This window comes from Streptomyces sp. NPDC029138, assembly GCF_055564375.1.
In genome coordinates this window covers 1-15,622 of record NZ_JBVHWM010000115.1, presented here as the reverse complement: position 1 = coordinate 15,622, position 15,622 = coordinate 1, and the positions used below count along the sequence as shown (strand labels likewise).

The 15,622-nt window shown below is 68.5% G+C and carries 13 protein-coding genes and 3 pseudogenes; 4 read left to right on the top strand and 12 right to left on the bottom strand.

Going from position 1 to position 15,622, the window contains the following annotated elements:
- Positions 1-104: 104 nt before the first annotated feature.
- The gene (locus ACZ4WH_RS42825) at positions 105-743 is read right to left on the bottom strand and encodes an IS110 family transposase (RefSeq protein WP_468191423.1); all 639 of its coding nucleotides are present in this window, start codon (positions 741-743) and stop codon (positions 105-107) included.
- Positions 744-1,762: 1,019 nt separating this feature from the next.
- On the opposite strand from ACZ4WH_RS42825, the gene ACZ4WH_RS42820 reads away from it, so the two are divergent.
- The gene (locus tag ACZ4WH_RS42820) at positions 1,763-2,578 is read left to right on the top strand and encodes a hypothetical protein (RefSeq protein WP_468191421.1); all 816 of its coding nucleotides are present in this window, start codon (positions 1,763-1,765) and stop codon (positions 2,576-2,578) included.
- 101 nt (positions 2,579-2,679) lie between these two features.
- Positions 2,680-2,751 (top strand): annotated as a pseudogene (locus ACZ4WH_RS42815) (hypothetical protein); the annotation flags it as partial.
- Here ACZ4WH_RS42815 and ACZ4WH_RS42810 read toward each other — a convergent pair.
- Positions 2,752-2,895, bottom strand: coding sequence for a hypothetical protein (locus ACZ4WH_RS42810; protein ID WP_468191428.1), 144 nt, complete (start codon positions 2,893-2,895; stop codon positions 2,752-2,754).
- On the opposite strand from ACZ4WH_RS42810, the pseudogene ACZ4WH_RS42805 reads away from it, so the two are divergent.
- Positions 2,844-3,621 (top strand): annotated as a pseudogene (locus ACZ4WH_RS42805) (ISL3 family transposase); the annotation flags it as partial. The gene ACZ4WH_RS42810 and the pseudogene ACZ4WH_RS42805 sit on opposite strands and share 52 nt — an antisense overlap.
- A 331-nt stretch (positions 3,622-3,952) precedes the next feature.
- On the opposite strand, the gene ACZ4WH_RS42800 reads toward ACZ4WH_RS42805, so the two are convergent.
- The 5 genes from ACZ4WH_RS42800 to ACZ4WH_RS42780 all read right to left on the bottom strand — a co-directional run bounded on the left by ACZ4WH_RS42800 (position 3,953) and on the right by ACZ4WH_RS42780 (position 8,251).
- Positions 3,953-4,432 carry a hypothetical protein gene (locus ACZ4WH_RS42800; RefSeq protein WP_468191418.1) on the bottom strand — a complete coding sequence of 160 codons (480 nt, stop codon included), beginning with the start codon at positions 4,430-4,432 and terminating at the stop codon, positions 3,953-3,955.
- An 83-nt stretch (positions 4,433-4,515) separates the two neighbouring features.
- Positions 4,516-5,907 carry a Dyp-type peroxidase gene (locus ACZ4WH_RS42795; protein WP_468191415.1) on the bottom strand — a complete coding sequence of 464 codons (1,392 nt, stop codon included), beginning with the start codon at positions 5,905-5,907 and terminating at the stop codon, positions 4,516-4,518.
- A 56-nt stretch (positions 5,908-5,963) separates the two neighbouring features.
- Positions 5,964-7,109 (bottom strand): catalase family protein, encoded by a 1,146-nt coding sequence (locus ACZ4WH_RS42790; RefSeq protein WP_468191412.1) that lies wholly within the window; start codon positions 7,107-7,109, stop codon positions 5,964-5,966.
- 54 nt (positions 7,110-7,163) lie between these two features.
- Positions 7,164-7,445, bottom strand: coding sequence for a hypothetical protein (locus tag ACZ4WH_RS42785; protein WP_468191410.1), 282 nt, complete (start codon positions 7,443-7,445; stop codon positions 7,164-7,166).
- A 635-nt stretch (positions 7,446-8,080) separates the two neighbouring features.
- Positions 8,081-8,251: a hypothetical protein gene (locus tag ACZ4WH_RS42780; protein WP_468191407.1), complete on the bottom strand. Its 171-nt coding sequence runs from the start codon at positions 8,249-8,251 to the stop codon at positions 8,081-8,083.
- A 129-nt stretch (positions 8,252-8,380) separates the two neighbouring features.
- Between ACZ4WH_RS42780 and ACZ4WH_RS42775 the strand changes: the two genes are divergently transcribed.
- Positions 8,381-8,734 carry a hypothetical protein gene (locus tag ACZ4WH_RS42775; protein ID WP_468191404.1) on the top strand — a complete coding sequence of 118 codons (354 nt, stop codon included), beginning with the start codon at positions 8,381-8,383 and terminating at the stop codon, positions 8,732-8,734.
- A 343-nt stretch (positions 8,735-9,077) separates the two neighbouring features.
- On the opposite strand, the gene ACZ4WH_RS42770 is transcribed toward ACZ4WH_RS42775, so the two are convergent.
- The 5 genes and pseudogenes from ACZ4WH_RS42770 to ACZ4WH_RS42750 form a co-directional block, all read right to left on the bottom strand.
- The gene (locus ACZ4WH_RS42770; protein WP_468191426.1) at positions 9,078-10,250 is read right to left on the bottom strand and encodes a PP2C family protein-serine/threonine phosphatase; all 1,173 of its coding nucleotides are present in this window, start codon (positions 10,248-10,250) and stop codon (positions 9,078-9,080) included.
- A gap of 380 nt (positions 10,251-10,630) precedes the next feature.
- Complete coding sequence (locus tag ACZ4WH_RS42765) at positions 10,631-10,921, bottom strand: ANTAR domain-containing protein (protein WP_468191401.1); 291 nt, start codon at positions 10,919-10,921, stop codon at positions 10,631-10,633.
- A 167-nt stretch (positions 10,922-11,088) separates the two neighbouring features.
- Positions 11,089-12,186, bottom strand: a complete 1,098-nt coding sequence (locus ACZ4WH_RS42760) for an IS110 family RNA-guided transposase (RefSeq protein ID WP_468191398.1) — start codon at positions 12,184-12,186, stop codon at positions 11,089-11,091.
- Between the two features lie 786 nt (positions 12,187-12,972).
- Positions 12,973-14,350, bottom strand: a pseudogene (locus ACZ4WH_RS42755) (IS1380 family transposase).
- Between the two features lie 514 nt (positions 14,351-14,864).
- Entirely contained in the window at positions 14,865-15,239 is a 375-nt protein-coding gene (locus tag ACZ4WH_RS42750; protein ID WP_468191395.1) for an antibiotic biosynthesis monooxygenase family protein, read from the bottom strand.
- Between the last annotated feature and the right edge of the window lie 383 nt (positions 15,240-15,622).

The following is a 15,622-nucleotide window of genomic DNA, read 5'->3' as shown; positions in this document are numbered from 1 at the left end:
GCGTTCCGGGTTGTCTCCGATCGTGATCAGCAAAGTGACGGCTGTGTCCGGGCCGATGCTCACTAACTCGAGCAGCTGAGGAGCGTGGCGTTCCACCAGCCGGGTCAGGCGGCCTTCCAGGTCCTGCGCCTCTTCGCTGAGCTGCCTGATGCGCCGGGCAGGAGGCCCAGGGTGACGTGGGTGACGTGGAGCACCGCCCCTTCGTCGGCCTCGTGGTTCAGGCTGTCGTCGACGAGCCCGGCGCAGGTGCGGAAGAGTTCTGCGTTGCCCAGCCCGGCCAGTTCCTCCCTCAGCTGCGGATCGGCACGGACGAGGACGGCTTTGAGCTGGTTGATCGCCTGGGTGCGGGCCTTGACCGCCGACTCCTTGGCCAGCTTGTACATCCGGGCGATCTCCACTGGCCCATCGCCCGTCTTGGCCTGGGCGCGCGCCCGCCCGCTCAGCACCGCCCGGGCCGCGTTCTCCGCATCGAGCGGGTCCGACTTGCCGCGCCGACGGCGGTCGGCCCGGTCGAGCCGGTTCACATCGAAAACGTCCACGCCCTGGGCCAGCAGGTAGCGGGACAGGGCGGCCCCGAAGGAACCGGTACCTTCCACTCCGGCCCGGCGCACCGTACCCGACGCCCTGGCCCATCCCAGCAGGTCTCGGTATCCAGCCGCGGTGGCCGGGAACTCTGCGCTGCCGATCACTTCTCCCACCAGGGGGAGCAGGGCGGCCACATGGGCATCCCGGTGTGTGTCCACTCCCAGGACCACCTCCCTCGCCGGTCGCCGCCGACGAGGACGCGAAGTGGTGAGCGTGCCGGTCATGGTCGTTCCTTTTCAGGCCGACGGCTTATCGGGTAGCCGGCACCGGGCCCGTGCGGACGGTCAGAATCGTGATGACGCCTGTCCGGCAAGCCCCTATCGAGACACGCCCGCTCAGCCCGAGACCAGCAACGCACCGTCCCTGGCCGGTGGTCGACACAGTGTGATCAGGACACCGCGGTCAGAGATCTCAGGAGTCAGACCCACCGTAGGACAGCACCCACCTACTGTTCTCCGTCCAACCGGCTTCCAGCCGCGTCAGCCCGCTCGTTCGAGCGAATTGACTCGAAGCACCGGTCGCCTACCAACAGAACTGGCACCATGCCGCAGTCGTACGTCACTTCGAGTCGAAGGCGGGCCATTGGAACGGCGGGTCAATGAGCGACAGCTCTCCGTGCTGCGGTGGGTGGAAGACGGGTGCCCTGCCGGCGTATGGGAGACCGGCTCCTACAAGACCACCTGTCAGGCACTGCACAACCGGGGCCTGGTCACGGTCTCCCGGAAGGCCGGGCAGTGGAGCGTCACCCTGACAGGTGCAGGCCAGCACTACCTGGCACGGCACGTACCCTCCCCGCGGATCACGCCCGCGGAAGACTCAGGCCGCCACTCCACGCCCCCGATCCCCCCGAGGGCAGGCAACTCAGGCCGCCCTGCGGAAGCCAAGCCCTCCCTCACAGCCTCGTGTGACGCTCACGGAGCAGCTGTTACAGGAGCTCGCGGAGGCCGGCGGCAGGATCGTCAAGAGCGGCAGGGGTCCCGACTTGGAGAAGTGGCCGTCCCGCGTCGCCGCCGCACGCAGATCCGGAAAGGTTCCGGAGACGAAGGAGCTGTACGGAAGCTGGTGCCGCGACGGGTACGAGATCAAGCTCGTCGACATCCCCGCCTGGCGCCTTGCCGTCCTCGACCCCGTCCCCGTACCCTCGCGGCTCACTCGGCCGCACACCGTTGTCCGGGCCATGCAGAACGAACGCCAGCCGCTGGGCCTGACCAAGCCCGTCCAAGGACGCGCTCTCCGGCTCATCCAGGCACTGCTCACCGCCGCCGAGGCCGACGGACACACCTGCTCGGCGGGGCAGACCGGATTCGCACCCCCACCTCATCGCCGCCGCAGGGCACATCCTCACTTCACCATCACCGCACAGGGCCAGGCAGTGGGGTTTCTGCTCCTCCAGGAGCAGGACCGGACCGAGCACGTCGCCACCGAGAAGGAACTCGCCGACGCCAAGAAGCACTCCTGGGTCAGGATCCCCCGCTTCGACTACACCCCATCCGAACGCCTCCGCTTTGTCCTCAGCGGCGGCCAGCCACACCGAGCGAGCGAATGGGCCGACACACCCGGCCGTCCCCTTGAAGAACAGCTCGCCGAGATCGCACAGGAGGTCACGCTTCGCGGCGAAGCCGCCGAACGCAGACGCCAGGACGAGGCCGAAGCGGCACGCCAGAAGCGCATCCGCTGGGAAGCCGCCATGGAACAAGCCCGCGTCCGGTACGCGGAGGCGTACCGCGTCAGGCACCTTGAAGCCCAGGAAGCGGCATGGCGACACGCCACCCGACTGACCGAATACGTGAGCGCGGTACGCACACGGGTTGAGGCCATGCCACCGGGGCAGACCAGAACCGAAGCCGAAGCATGGATCAGCTGGGCAGCAGCCACCGTGGAGCGCCTCAACCCCCTCAACACACCGCCCCGGCTGCCTGACATTCCCAAGCCACAAGCCGACGACCTGAAACCCTTCCTCGGGCACTGGAGCCCCTACGGCCCCACCTACTGAACGTCCGCTCCACAAAAGCGTCCGACCCGCCGAAGTACGGCGGCAGCGCGAAAGCCACCGCCTATCAGTTCGCCCGCCAATACCTGGCCGGTGAGCTGGAAGTGGAGCTGGTCCTACAGGGCACCCTCGCGGAGCGGATGCGCGCGGGCGGGCGGCGCCGGCATCCCCGCGTTCTACACGCCGGCCGGGGTCGGCGTCCAGGTGGCGAAGGGCAGCCTGCCCTGGCGGTACGCCCCGGACGGTTCGGTCGCCCTCGCCTCCCCGCCGAAGGAGAGCCGCGAGTTCCACGGCCGCCCTACGGCGAGGCGATCCGCCATCCCTCCCCGACGCGGTCCAGGTCAGCGACAGGTGGCATCTCTGGTCCAATCTGTGCGGCAGGGTCGTGGCCAAGGTACGCTCCCACACCGCCTGTTGGGCCACCGCTGTAAACCCCGCCCGGCCCGGGGCGTAGGCGAGCAGACCACCCGCGAGCGCTGGCAGCGGGTCCACCATCTGCTCGACCAAGGGGTCGGGCTGCTCGAATGCGCCCGCCGCGCCGACGTCGGCCTCAAGACCGTCAAACGGGTATGCCCGCATGAAGGAGTCCACCGACGACCGCAGCGCACCCTGCTACAAGCTCAGGGTCGTCGACCCCTACGGCGACCACTGCGCACCCGCCGCGCGCATGACCCGGCCGTCCCTGTCATCCACCGCTTCCGGGAGATCAAAGAGCTGGGCTACACCGGCAGCCTCGACCTGCTCTACCGCTGTATCACCCAGGGCCGCGCCGAGGGCAACAAGCCGGTCACCACCCCGCAGCGCTTCGCCCGCCTCCTGCTCACCCGCCCCGAGAACCTGCGCGACAAGGACACCGCACTGCTGCCGGCACTCACCGAAGTCTGCCTCGAGATGACCGAACTCCACCTCCTCACGGGAGGTTCGCTCAGCTACTGATCCGAGCGGAGGGCAACGACGCCAAGTTCACCGACTGGATCACCACGGTTCGCACCACCGACCTGCCCCACCTGCACTCCTTCGCGAACGGCATCGAACTCGACAGCGCCGGGTGCCAGCGGCGGTGATGGATGGCCGGGTGCTCGACGTCACGGCTGAACGCGGAACGAAGTCGACATCGAGGCCACGCTGGCCGAGCTGGGCGGTTCAGCGCCGGAGGCCGGGCGATGGCGAGCCGCGCCCCGGAGACGCGGCCCGCTTCGACTCATGGCCCTCTGACGTCCGAGTGGCGGCTGCAGCCGGACCGGGCGGTCATGCCCGGTTGCCGTGGCTACTACCGGGGCCGCGGTAGTGCGTGCCACGGGTGTGGTGGGCCCGTCTCAGGAGCGAGGGTGATATCGGGCAGTGGGAGCACGCCGGTGTTGGCGTGCGACGTCCGACTCAGCTTGCCGCGTCGAGCAGTTTCTGGAGCGCCTTGTTGACGCGTAGTGCCTTGTGGATGTCCGCCAACGTCGCTTCGGAGGCGCCTCGGTAGTACGAGCAGGCTGTGACCTGGTGGGCGATGAAGAAGTCCTTGACGTTGGGGTCTTTGATGCCCGGGTAGTCCTCGGTGTGTTGCAGGACGGTTTCGAACAGGTCGGGGACCGCGTTGACGAAGTCGTCGACGTACTGGTCCCAGTCGCCGTCGAAGTTGGTCGCGAACAGGAGGCGGGTGTCGTCGTCGAAGAGCACCCATCGTGCGTCGTGGAGCGTGCCGATACGGCCGGCCGCGTCCCGCCGCCTCTCGAAGTCGGGACCTTCTTTGAAGAGGTCGCGGATCTGCTGTGCATGGCCCGGCTTGACGTTGAAGAAGACGGTGAACTCGTTGGTTTTGCCCTGCGTAAGACCTGGGCGGCCGGTTGTCTGTGTGTTCGCGGTCATGTCGGGACATCCTTTCTCGGAGGTACCGCGGGCAGGTGGGTCGTTGTCCGGATCGAACCCGCCGTTCGGCCCGCGCACGCGGCTCAGGTATCACGTTCGGCGATCCACTTCAGAGCGCGGATGCCGGGCAGGAAGAGGTACTCGCCTCCCTTGGTCACGGCGAAGCGGGGCAGTTGCTGGAGCCGGCGCCGAACGGGCCGTTTGGGGATGGTGAAGGTGCCCGTGCCGTCATTGCTTCCCACGATCGGGTCCTTCTCGTCGCCGAGGCCGACGAAGTCGCCGTCATTGGCCCACTGGGACTTGAGGAACTCGAACTGCCGGACGAGGTCGGTGCCCATGAAGATGAACACGATGCCACGCTCGGCGCCGTCGTCCTCCAACTCGCCCTCGGGCAGCATGGGGCCGTACGGGGTGCCCCGGCGCAGGGCTCGGTGCAGTTTCACGTCCACCAGGGTGTCGGTCAGGGCGTCACGCGGGTTCATCCGCCGGATGTGGGAACCGAGCGGACAGCGCCGGCCCGCCGGATCCTGCTCGCGGTAGGTGAAGTCGTTGACGCGGTGCGGATCGGTGGCAAGGTCCGGGTCGTCGTGCTCGGGCGCGAGCACCAGGGGCGCGCCGCTGGGCCATCGGCCCACCATCTTGGCCGCGAGCAGTTCTTCTTCTTCGGGCGATGACGCGTTGTCCTTCAAGTACCGGCGGTACTCGGCGACCCGCAGGTGCAGTTTGCGGAAGGCCACGTAGGTGCCGTTGCGGCCCAGGACGTCGGGCTGGGGCATGGGCGTGACCCGCCCCAGTTCGTTGGTGTAGCCCAGGAGGAACTCGCCGGCCTTGATGGTGGGGCCGAAGCCGGGCAGGTAGCCGTAGTCACCGCCGCTCATCTGCTGCGCGATGCTGGCCACGCCGGAGCCTTCGATGTCGGGTTCGCCGATGCCGTCCACGAAGCCCAGGTGGGTGCGTTTGGTGGGCAGCGCCGAGGCGTCCAGCCGGTAGATCACCGACACCCCGGGCAGGTCCGTAAGGGCCTGGCGGGCCGTGGCCAGCAGGGCCTCCAGCGCGGCGGCGTCCGGGGCGAACACGGAGATTGCGACGTGCACGTCCGCGCTGCCCAGGGGTGCGTCCCAGTGCTCGGGACTGCTGTCGCCAGTGTCCCCGAGCCGTTCTGCGCGGGCTGCCATGCCCTCACGGAAGGCGTCGGGGAAGCTGTCCAGCGATTCCTGCGGCACCCCGAGAGCCCGCAGCCCGGAGTAGCTCAGCGCGACGCTCAGCCACGCCCGGTGGGGAGGATCCCACCACTGGGTCGCCGACGCTACGTGGGGTACCAGGCGGGCCAGCATCTGCCGGCCGTCGGATGGATCATCGATGCGCAGCAGGAAGTAGGCGCCGGTGAAGGGCGTAGGGCGCTGCCTGAGCAGGGTGCCCTGGATGTCGTCCAGTTCCAGCACCTGCTCCTCGGCCTGGCCTGCGCTGTCTGCCATCGTGGTCCGTCTCCGTTTCGTGGTGGAACCTGCCCGGGGTGGATGCGTGCAGAGGGTCAGTGGTGAGGGACCGCGGTCGTCAGCGGGAGCACCTCGTCCGCGCTGCGCGGCTCGCGCCGTTCTTGCTGGTTGAGCTTGTGTCGTTGGATGGAGGAGTGGCGGTAGACCTCTTTGCGGGCCCGCATGATGTTGCCCAGGGGGGCGTGCTCGGCGGTGACCCGCCAGGGGGTGAAGGACAGTGAGTCCATCCTCTCCAGGTTTTCCGGGCTGGAGATGTCCTGCTGCGGAAGCCGTAGCTTGGCCACGGTGACGGGCGGCGAAAGCTTCTCGGGCCACTCCACGGTGGTGTCCTCCACCGGCATGCGCGCCAGGTCGGTGCAGAGCTGGACCTGGATGTCGAAGGCGTAGGGCCGCTCCTGCAATTCGGCTTGCAGGGTCGGCCGGAAAACTTCCGCTGCGGAGGACGGGTCGATGGTGCGCCGGACCACCGCGGCCGCGGAGTCCGGATCGGGGGTGATGCGCACCTTGGCGATGTAGCCCCCGTGGCGGACCGCGCCCATCGTCCAATAGCTCGACAGCAGAAGGTTTGCCGGAGGGGTCTTCGCCAGGCGGAGGAAGGCCAGCAACTCGTCCCAGGCCCAGTTGTCCTGGTCCAGGGTTCCCTTTCCGGTCACGAACTCGGTGAAGAAGCGGTGTGCGCCGGGCCGGCCCTGGGAGAAGTAGGCCGGCGCGTCCAGGAACAGTTCCTGGATGAAGAGGTAGTGCTCGACCGTGTTGCAGAAGAAGATCGGTCCGTTGATGTTGGCGTAGTCGAAGGTGCCCGTGTCCGGTTCGTCCTCCAGCAGGGTCGGGCCCGGGATGCCGAACATCTTCAGCGCCAGTCCGGTGCCGGCGCCCAGTCGCGCGTCGGCTCCGGCGTGCGGCGAGCCGTTGGAGAAGCGGATGAGCGCGTCATGGATCCCCGGGGTCGCGTAGATGCCCTGGGCATACTCGGCGGGCAGCCCGGCCAGGATCTCCACTTCCCCGCGGACCAGTCCGTAGCCCTTGGCGTGGGCGTCGCGAAGGGCCTGTCCGGTGCCGCCGGCCTCGACCGACTCGGCGATATAGCGCTCGGTCGTCTCGATCACCGTCTGCACGTGCTGGTCGAAGTCCGGGTCAGCGACCTCGACGTCAGGCGTGTAGCGGACGAACTGTGCTGCCATGACTTCGACCTCTCCTCGGTGAGGGTGATCGGACTTCAGCGTGAGGAAGCGCCTTCAGTCCTCCAGTTCAGCGGGCCAGCGCAGAGCACGCAGCCCCGGCACGAAGCAGCACTCACCGCCGCGGGTGACCACGAAGCTGGGCAGGAACCGCAGGCGGCGCCGGGCCGGCTTCTCCGGGATGGTGACGCTGCCGGTCCCTCCGCGATGACCGGCCACCGGGTCCTGCTCGCCGGGGTTGCCGACGAAGTTGGCGTCATTGCCCCACTCGGCCTGGAATTCGAACTGACGTTCAATATGGGCCCCAGATGAGGACTCCCACCAGGCCGCGGTCGGCACTACCGTCCTCCAGCACGCCCTCGGGCAGCGGCGGACCGTATGTGGCCCCGCGGCGGATGGTCCTGTGCATGCGTGCGTCACCGACGATGGTGGCATCGCGGGGGTTGTTGCATCGAATGTGCGCGCCGGCGGGGCATCGCAAGCCGCAGTCATTGTGAGACTCCCCTGCCACAGATCGGTGCGAGGGTCACCAAACGCCGCAGCACGAGGCGCCATCGCTCTCACCACCCCATCCTCATCAGGGATGTGCAGGCCCGCATCTTGGCCCCCTGAGGAAGGCGACACGGGTGCGGCTGGCCGATGCCGTCATCTCCGCGCCTGAGGCGCTCCCGAGGACAGATCGAGTCGGGCGCAGGAAGGTGGGACTGGGCCGTGCGTGCTGACTACGGGATCGTCACCTTCTCGGCCAGTCGCTTCCGCGTGGCCGTGAAACCCCGGCGCGGCCTATCGCACAAGCCCCCCATCGCGCCGCACAGGCGGCCGGGGCACCCGCCTCCGCCAGACCTCTGCTCGACGGCGGCACTCTGCTGCTCGCGCGCGACCCTTCCTCTCAACCGTGTGGAGGGCGCTGTGTGAGCCGAACGCTCCGACGCGCGGCGCCTGCCTGCCTGGCGGGCGCCGTGCCCGGTGCAGGGTCAGGACTTGTTACCCGGTTCCTTGCGGCGAGTCTCGAACTCTTTGTGCCCGTTGGGGCAGGACGGGATCTTTTCCCCTTCCTTGGCATGGACTTTCTCACTGCAACTGGCGCAGTAGAAATCGCCGGTTTTCTGCGCCTTTTCGCCCGCCTTGGCAGTCACGATCGTCATCTCCGTGTCCCTGGTCCGTCGCTGACCGACCCCGCGTAACCGTCTCCGTGACGCTCCCGCCGGAGACTGGCCGGCGTCGTCCCGGGTACCCGCAGAACGCACAGCTCGCCACCAGAGGAGTCGGGAACCGTGTTGCTGTCTCATTCACTCGATCACGGAGTGCTCGTCATCACGGTGCACCACGACCCTGGCATCGGCGGACGTGCCGAGCTTCTGACCCAACTGGAGGGTCTCGTCCACGCCCACAAACCGGCGCCCGTGGTGATCACCCTGGAAGAACCCGCCACGGACAGCGCCGCGGTCAGCGTCGTCCTCCGCGTCCACCGCATATGCCGGGACCTGGGCCTACTGATGTCCGTGGCCAGCACCAGCGCGCCCACCCGGCGGCTGCTCGCGGCCAATGCCGACACCACCGGCACGCACCTCGTCATTCACGCCCGCACCGACACGGCTGTCGCCGCCGCGTTCGCCGCAGCCGCGTGACGCGGGGAACCGCGTCGGCACCTTCGCTGCACGCGATCCGGAGGGCGACGGAGCGAGCGCCTGCACCTGCATGCGGGAGCTGACAAGCAGCGGTGATGACGCTCGGTACGACCGGCGATCTGCCCTTCGATCAGCATCTCCTGCACCGCAGCCACCTCGTCCACGGCCACCGTGCTCACGGCGGCATGCGGAACTCGTGCCCTCGTAGTTACCCCCAGAAGGCGCCGTCACGGTCACCCGTCGGGTGTGCTTCGCCGGCTGAGGCGGGCCGTGGGTGTTCGGCAGGAAGGATCGTCCGGCCCCCTGTCGGGCACGGTCGGCCGGCTGCCCGGCGCCAGAGGCTTCAAAGATCCGCTGCCTTACCGTGCCATTCGCAGAACAGGACGGTGGCGTCGTCGTCCAAGCGGCCGTCGTGGTGTTCGAGGACCGCGTGGATCAGGCGGCGCAGGGTCTCGGCGACGGGCAGGCCGTCGGCGTGGTGGCGGATGAGGAAGTCGGTGAAGCGCTCCATGCCGAACAGTTCGCCACGGGCGTCCCGGGCTTCGGTGATGCCGTCGGTGAACAGCAGCAGCCGGTCGCCGGGCTCCAACTGGTCGACGCGCACCCGAACGGGCAGGCCCAGGCCGGTGCCCATGGGCGCGGCCGGCGGACAGTCCAGGGTCGTGACCCAGCGCCCGCCGCGGATGACCACGGGCAGCAGGTGCCCCCGGTTGATCCAGCTGAGCTTCCCGGTGGTCAGGTCGAGATCGGCGAGGATGCCGGTGACATAGCGGCTGTGCCCGAACTGCTCGGTCAGCTCTTCTTCGATGGCGTGGCTGGTGGCGGCGAGCGACGCGCCCGAGCGGCGGTAGCTGCGGCAGGTGGCCATGGCCAGGGACGCGGTCAGGCCGGCCGAGGTGTCGTGGCCCATGGCGTCGAAGATCTTCAGGTGCGCGGTGTCGCCGACGATGGCGTAGTCGAAGGCGTCCCCGGCCACCCGGTAGGCGGGTTCCATCACGGCGCTGATCGTGACCCGGTCGTCGGCGAAGGTGCGCGGCGGCATGAGCGCCCACTGCAGTTCCGCCGACACTCCCATGTCCCGGGTCCGGGTGAGCCGGGCGTGGGAATCGCTGTTGCTCCGCTTGGAGACCAGCAGCAGCCCCGCCATCGACGCCAGCGCCCGCACGACGTCGTGGCCGGGCGTGGCCGCCGTGCCGGGAAGCGGGTCGACGCACAGGACACCCAGACGTTCGGTGCCGTCCAGGACGGGCGTCCAGCAGGGGCCTCCGGTGAGCGCGGCGGTGATCTCGAGTGTCTGGTAGGCGCGGCCGGCCAGAGTGCCCTCGATGCGTGCCTCGTGCCCGCCGTGACCGGCGTCCGGCCCGACGCCGGTGACCTCCCGCAGTACGTCCTCTTGCAGGTCCGCCACGAACAGCCGTGCTCCACCGGCCCCAGCCGCACGGGCAGCGGCCTGGAGCATACCGGGAAGCTGCTCGAAGGTCGCCGTATGACTGGCCTGCAGCATGCCGCTCAGCACCTGCCCCAGGATCCCGGCACTCACAGGCACGCCCGCCGCCCGGCCCCGGTCGGTCTCGGGCACGTCCACTCCGGTCGTCCTCACTACGGGCCCTCACTGGCCCGCGAATCGTCGATTCGGATGCCGCCGGGGACCACGGGACTCCAAGGTCCGAAGGGATGACGCCGACGCATTCAGCCGTGCCCCCCGTCCCCCACCCGGGGGCGGCTCAGGACCAGACTGCTGCCACCAGCCTCTCACCGCGCACGCCCGTCCCCAAGCTTTCCGCCTCACCGGGTCCCAGGGACACCGCACGCACGTCGTTCATGACTCCACCCGCGGATCAGCACCACTGGTAAGTGCAACGCCCAGTGCCTGGGAGGAGCGATGGATCTGTCCGGTCACGGACGGGGGCGCGTGCCGGGTGTCGTGGGCGGCTGCCCGGTCAGGTTGGTGATCAGTTCGGTGCACAGGGCGGACCGCAGGATGGCGAAGGCGTCTTCGGCCGTGCAGCGGCGCTGCGCCATGATCACCCCGAGGGCCTGGTCGATGACGTGGCGGGACTGCATCGCGGTCTGCAACTGCTCGGCGAACTCCTCGGCGTCCGCGATGCGCCAGGCGCGGGGTCGCGTCGCCTCACGGATCCCCGTCTTGCTGACTGCGATCGCAAATCCAGGCGTCGCCGAGCGCATTGCACGAGCACGAACTGCATGAGGAGCCGAGCGCGTCATGCGCGCAAGCACAGTCGAGCTCGAGACGAAGCCCCACCAGAGTGCTCCGGTGGGGCTTCGTCTCGTGGCTCCGGCAGAGGCCCCGCCAGCACGCTCCCCGGTTCGGCCTTGCCCTATCACCGACGCCCCTATAAAGCGGGGGTGCGAGAAACCGGTCTGACCAGGTTAAAGACCTCGCGGGCGGCATACCGCTTGAGGCATCGGATGATCTCGCGGCGGGTCTTGCCCTCCTGGGTGCGGCGTTCGTAGTACGCCTGGGTGCGCGGGTCGTGGCGCAGGCGGGTGAACACGATGCGGTGCAGGGCAGCGTTCGCCTGACGGTCGCCGCCGTAGTTGAGCCGACGCGTGCTCCGACGGCCAGAGGAGTACTCGATGGGGCTGACTCCGCAAAGGGCAGCAAAGGACGCCTCAGTGTTCAGCCGCTCGGGATTGTCCCCCATGGTGATCAGGAGAGTGGCGGCACTGTCCGGGCCGATGCCCACCGGTACGAGCAGTTGCGGCGCGTGGCGTTCGACGAGCCGGGTCAGGCGTTGGTTCAGCTCGTTGATCTGTCCGCTGAGCTGCTCGATGCGTTCGGCGAGCATGCGCAACGTCAGGTGGGTGGCCTGGGCCACCACGTCCTCGTCTCCCCCACCATCGGGTGGGCTGAGGGTCGCGCAGATGCGGAACAGCTCGGCATTGCCCAAGCTCGACAACCGTTCCCGCAGGGCGGGGTCGGCGATGACCAGGACGGCCTTGAGCTGGTTGATCGCCTGGGTGCGGGCCTTGACCGCGGAGTCCTTGGCGAGTTTGTAGATCCGGGCACTGTGCACGGGTCCGTCGCCGGATTTGGCCTGGGCCCGGGCGCGACCACTGAGCACGGCTCGCGCTGCGGCCTGCGCATCGAGCGGGTCCGACTTACCGAGCAGACGGCGGGCCGTACGGTCGGGCCGGTTCACTTCGAACACCTGGATCTGCTGGGTCACCAGGTAGCGGGACAGGCACGCGCCGAAGGTGCCGGTGCCCTCCACGCCGGCCCGGCGCACCGTCCCCCGCTTGCGGGCCCACACGAGCAACTGTCGGTAGCCGGCCGCCGTGGCGGGAAAGGACTCCGTTCCCAGGATCTTCCCGAGCGGGGAGATCACGGCGGCAACATGCACCTCGCCGTGCGTGTCCACCCCTAGGACGACTTCGCGCCGAACGGGCGGGTCCGTGCTCGAGGAGGTGGTGGGCTGTCGGGTCGTCATGGTGGTTCGCCTCCCACATGCTGACGTGCTGGCTAGAGTGAATGGCACCGGCCTGCTCGGGCGGTCTGAACCGTGATGGCGCCTGAAACTCGGCAAGGCCCCTATAGGGACACGCCCTGTGGCTCGGTGGCAGGCAGCATCCCGCAACGGCAGTCGACAGGTCCGTGACTGGACACTTCGGTCATAGATCTCACGAGTCAGACCCCGTCCGGGATGGCACTGCACAACCGTCCCATCGATCCCGGTACAGCGGCGTGAATCGATTGCTGCCGGATGACTTCGGCCGAACCGATACTCAACCTGACTGAGCAGGCCGACAAGGCGTTGACTCTCGTCCACTCCTGACCGGTATTGGCAGGGAGACGTCACGCAAGGAGGTGGTGGTCACCGGCTGCGACATCTGCGGCTCCTCCCCCGTGATCAGCACCCCGGTGGCCAACTCACCGGAAGAGGACTCCTGGATCTGATTCGACTGCGGATCGACCCACGAAGGCGTCTGAACCTTCTGCGACCAGTCTGCCGCCCTCGTCTCACATATGGGCATGTTCAGCGACTGCCACCAGATCCGCCTCGCAGAGTTCTGACCTCGACGTGCAGCCCCAACTCGTCTCGCGAATGGGGTTTAACCTCGAAGTTTCGTGACGGTCCGCCGACGGAGTTGATGGACCGTTTTCGTGCCGTGGGGTGAGGCTGTGCAGGCCGAGGGCACGAGTGTCGCCTCGTGGTGCGCCGGGTTCCACTGCTCCGGCTGTTGAGGTGCTGTCGTAGGGACGGGAAAGCCCTTGGTCAGCCGGGGTTTGGCAGGAGCGCGAGCCGTTCGAGAGCGGCGGTGATGTGGCTGGTCCAGGGCCAGTGCCGGGCCAGGCGGAGGATCCGGCGGCGGCCGGTGGTGACGAGCTGTCCAGCCGTGGCGAACAGGCAGAGCCGCAGGCGGCGGGGTTCCCAGAGCCTGGCCTTGCCGGTCAGGGCGAGCATCGGCATCCAGGCCAGCAGGTCGAGCGCGATCTGCACGATCTCCAGCCAGATCCGGTTCTGGGCTGTGTGCTTCAGGGGCAGGTTGCGCAGGCCGGTGGCCCGGGCGGCGCGGATGCGGTCCTCGGCCCGGGCCCGCAGCCGGTGACGGAGCTCGAGCTCGGCGATCGGCCGGTCCGAGGTGTTGGTGGAGAAACAGGTCAGCCGCATGCCGTCCGCATCCGTGAGCCGCAGCTGGGCCCCGGGGTGCGGACGTTCCTTCCGGACGATCAGCCGCATGCCCCTCGGCCAGCCGTGAAGGACGTCGCCGGTGAGTTCAGTGACCCAGGCGCCGTCACGGATCTCGCCGTCCGCCTCGACGGCCGGCGTCCAGGCCGGGGCCGGAACCTTGAGCACATGCTGGTGGATCGCATCGGTGATCACCATGTCGACCGAGTAGGACAGCCACCGTCCCCGCTGAGCGAGCCAGGCGACGAAGTCGTGGGTGGCGCCCGCGGAGTCGGTGCGGATCAGAGTCCGGCGCCCACGCCGGTACTTCTTCGGCAGCTGGGCCAGCGCCAGGCGGGTGGCGGTGACGTGGTCGGCGGCCGTGTTCGAGCCCGCGTTCCCCGGGCTGAGCAGGGCCGCCACGGGCTCACCGGTGCCGCCCGGACCGTGGTCGACGAACCCTATCAGCGGATGGTGGCCGTAGGTCCGCTTCCAGGTGGGTGCGGCGTCCTCCTTGTCGGAGTGCGCGATCACCAGCACCCCCGTCGAGGTCGACGGTCACCGTCCCGCCCGCATCAGGCGCTTCCCCGCCGGCCAACCGCCACACACGTTGGCGGACTTCAGCCCGCGCGGCACGGATGGCCCGCAGGGCCTTATCTCCGGTGGCTGCAAGGGTGTCGATGAGGCGGGAGACCGTCGGATCGGAGGCCACCGGCCCGAACACGGCCGGCTCGGCCCGCAGCATGGCGACATCCGCGAGGCAGTCCCCGCCCAGCGCGACCGCCAGGGCCACGTCCAGCAGGATCTTGCCCGGATCGTGTATCGCCCGAGCCTTCCGCCACGGCGTCAGCGCCGCTGATATCGCGGTGTCCAAGCCGACCCTGCGGACGGTCTCGACCAGCAGTACACCCCCGGCCTGCGAGACCACCGCCCGGCCGCCGCCCTCGATGCGGACACGCGGGTAGGACCCGATACGCTTCTTCACCTGGAGAGTGCTTCTTCCCTTGCAGCCAACAGGACCCTAGACACGTCCCATCGTTGCAGGTCAGGAGCACTCTCCGCTTATTTGATCAAGCCTCGGACACCCCACCGCCGTGAAAGCGCGAGGTTAACATCACGGTCACAGCAGGTAGGTGGGCACCGGGTGGACATCTCAAGTACTTCTCCGAGCGCCTGGCCGCCACCTTCGTCTATGCCGGCATCAACATCGTCGAATCCGGCCTGCTGTCCGGGACACGGGGCGTCCAGATCGCTGGCCGCTTCACCTTTCCGGTACCGGACCTCAGGGTCTCACCGATGTGTCTTTCCCTCGTAGGAGACCCGGCTGTACCCCTCCCCGTGGCAGCTGTCGGTCCACAGCCAGCAGCCGGTCTCCGGGACAAGCGCACCCGCCGCAGCCCGTTCTCGTCCATGACCTTGTACGCCGGCCGCGCAGCTGCCGCTCATCGGCCGCCGGCTTCTCGGCCACCTGCGTGGTCCGGAAACACCGGAAGCGGTCATCACTCCCCTTCGCAGACGCCCTCGACAGCGAACTTCTGGTACAGGTGCGGATAGGCGACAGTGCCGACGGGATAGTGCTCCAGGTGCGAGGCGAACTCCGGCGTGCCGAGCGCTGCACGGAGGTGCTCGGTGGATTTCCAGACCGCGACGTTGGTGAAGAGCCGGCTGCCGCCGATGCCCCGGTACGGCTGCACCGAGAGCAGGCTCCCCGACTTCTTCATGTATTCCGCGTCGTTCGTCCAGGCGGCCAGCACCTCGTCCTCCTTGCCTTCCGGGGCGACGCACGTGTTGATGACGGTGACCGGGCCGCTGGAGCAAGAGTCCCCAGGGGCTCTCCCCGGCAGGCCGGACTTGGATACAGCGTGACTGCCCATTCAGTGAGGTTGCGGGTACAGCCGTTGTTCGTTGTCGCGATGCACGTGCCGCTGGGCGGGTTTCTAAGGATGACCTGCAGTTTCGTGTAAGCGTGCGTGTACAGGAACTTTCCAGCTATCCCGGAAGCGCCGACTTCGCCGGCTCCACCGGCACGGACACGCACACGCACACCGTCACGTGCTACCGATCTCCACCCAGACCAGCACGAGCACTTCACCGGGACAGCACACCAGCCCCGCTGATCAGCAGAAATCAGGTTGGCGTGGGGGGGGGGGGGGGGAGGGGGGGAGAAGGGGGGGGGGGGGGGGGGGGGGGGGGGGGGGGGAGAGGGGGGGATGTCACAGACGGGGAAACACGCAACCCCTTTGCGCCGGTTTTCTGC